The 2,004-nt window shown below is 68.9% G+C and carries 1 protein-coding gene and 1 pseudogene; both read right to left on the bottom strand.

The genetic code is table 11. The annotated features are described in order from the left end of the window. Window positions 1-984 (bottom strand): annotated as a pseudogene (locus AB0M27_RS47555) (phospholipid carrier-dependent glycosyltransferase); the annotation flags it as partial. A 131-nt stretch (window positions 985-1,115) separates the two neighbouring features. Then, window positions 1,116-2,004 (bottom strand): LCP family protein (locus tag AB0M27_RS47550; RefSeq protein WP_365732428.1); only part of this gene is annotated, 889 nt, incomplete at its 5' end.

The following is a 2,004-nucleotide window of genomic DNA, read 5'->3' as shown; positions in this document are numbered from 1 at the left end:
GGTCCCCGTGTACAGGGGATAGAAGTAGATGAAGTTCCAGATGATCAGGAGCACCAGGACGCCCGCCGCGATGGCGCCCAGGGTGCGACGGCGTTCGCCGGTCGGGTCGGCCGTCGTCAGGCCCAGTTCGGCGCGGGTGCCCTTGCCCGCGGCCGGGCCGATGATCGCGCCCAGGAGCATGGTGACGGCCAGGCAGAGGAACGGGACGAAGACCACCGCGTAGAAGAGGAAGATCGTGCGCTCCTGGTAGAAGAACCAGGGGAGCCAGCCCGCCGCCACGCCGCACGCGATCGCGCCCGCCCGCCAGTCGCGGCGGAAGAGCCAGCGCCAGACCACGTACGCGAGGGCGACGCAGGCCAGCCACCAGAGCAGCGGGGTGCCGATGGCCAGGACCTCGGCGGCGCACTTGCCCGTTGCCGACTCCCGGCAGCCCGTCTGCTCCTCGTAGAAGTACGAGACGGGGCGGCCGAGCACCAGCCAGCTCCAGGGGTTCGACTCGTACGTGTGGCCCGAGGTGAGGCCGACGTGGAAGTCGTACACCTGGGTCTCGTAGTGCCACAGGCTCCGCAGCCAGTCGGGCAGCAGCCAGCTCCAGCCGGAGTCCTTGCCCTCCGTGGCCGCCCAGTTCCGGTAGTACCCCTTGTCCGTGACGATCCAGCCGGTCCAGGAGACCAGGTACGTGACGATCGCCACCGGGACCGTGGAGACGAACGCGGGGACCAAGTCCCGGCGCAGCACCGCCAGATACGGCTTCGCCGCGCCTGCCGTGCGACGGGCGCCCACGTCCCACAACACCGTCATCAGGCCGAACGCGGCCAGCACGTACAGCCCGTTCCACTTCGTGGCGAACGCCAGGCCCAGCATCACGCCCGCCGCCAGCCGCCACGGCCGCCACCCCAGGCGCAAGGTTTCCGCGATCCGGGCGTCCGGGCGCAGCACCCCCTCCTCGTCCACCGGCAGCGCGGCGGCCAGCCGGCGGCGGGCCCCGCTCCCAGATCCACCCCCGCATGGACGAGCACGGGACCATCACCTACGGGTCGAGCGCGGAGGCGTCGTCGTAGGGGAAGGTCCCGTGTCCCAGAAGGTCCGGCGCCCCAGGAGGAGGTGACGGGGGGTCAGTTGCCCTTGACCGTCACCTTCTCGTCGTTCCTGAGCTGCTCCACGAGCTGCTTCACCTTCGCCTTGTCCCAGACCAGGTTGCCGCCGTTGCTGCCCGAGATCGGCATGTTCATCGACGTACCGTCGCCGCCCGTGACGCCCTTCATCGCGAAGAACATCTGGCTCAGCGACCAGAGCGACATGTCCTTGTCCACGATCAGCGTGTCCAGGCCCGCGCCCATCGTCGGGTAGAGCTTGAACGGGTTGAGGATCGTGGACGGGGTCGCCGTCTGGCTCGCCAGCGCCGCGAGGAACTTCTGCTGGTTCTTCGTACGGTCCAGGTCGCTGCCCGCGAAGGCGTACCGGGTGCGGACGAAGGCCAGGGACTGCTCGCCGTTCAGCGTCTGCTTGCCGGCCTGGAAGTCGGCGCCGGACTTCTTGTCCTTGAACGCCTTCGGGATGTCCATCTCGACCCCGCCGATCGCGTCCACGATCTGAGCGAAGCCGCCGAAGCCGATCTCGACGTAGTGGTCGATGCGCAGCCCCGTGTTGAACTCGACCGTACGGACCAGGAGTTCGGGGCCGTCCTCGGCGTACGCGGCGTTCAGCTTCACCTGGCGGCCGGTGCCCTGGAACATCTTGCCGGACTCGGACCCCTTGAAGGAGGGGATCTCCACCTGGGAGTCGCGCGGCAGAGAGATCAGCGTCGGGCCGCCTGAGCCCCGGTGCAGGATCATCATCGAGTCGGTGCGCTTGCCCTCGGCGGAGCCGGTGCGCAGCCGCTTCTTCTCCTCGGCCGACATGCCCTCCCGGCTGTCGGAGCCGACGATCAGATAGTTCGTGCCCTCGCCCTCGCTCGGGCGCTCGATGACCTTGGAGAGGTCGACCTCGCGCTTCAGCTTGGAG

It is taken from the genome of Streptomyces sp. NPDC052107 (genome assembly GCF_040680215.1).
Lineage (GTDB): Bacteria > Actinomycetota > Actinomycetes > Streptomycetales > Streptomycetaceae > Streptomyces.
This window is presented reverse-complemented; position numbering and strand designations above follow the sequence as displayed.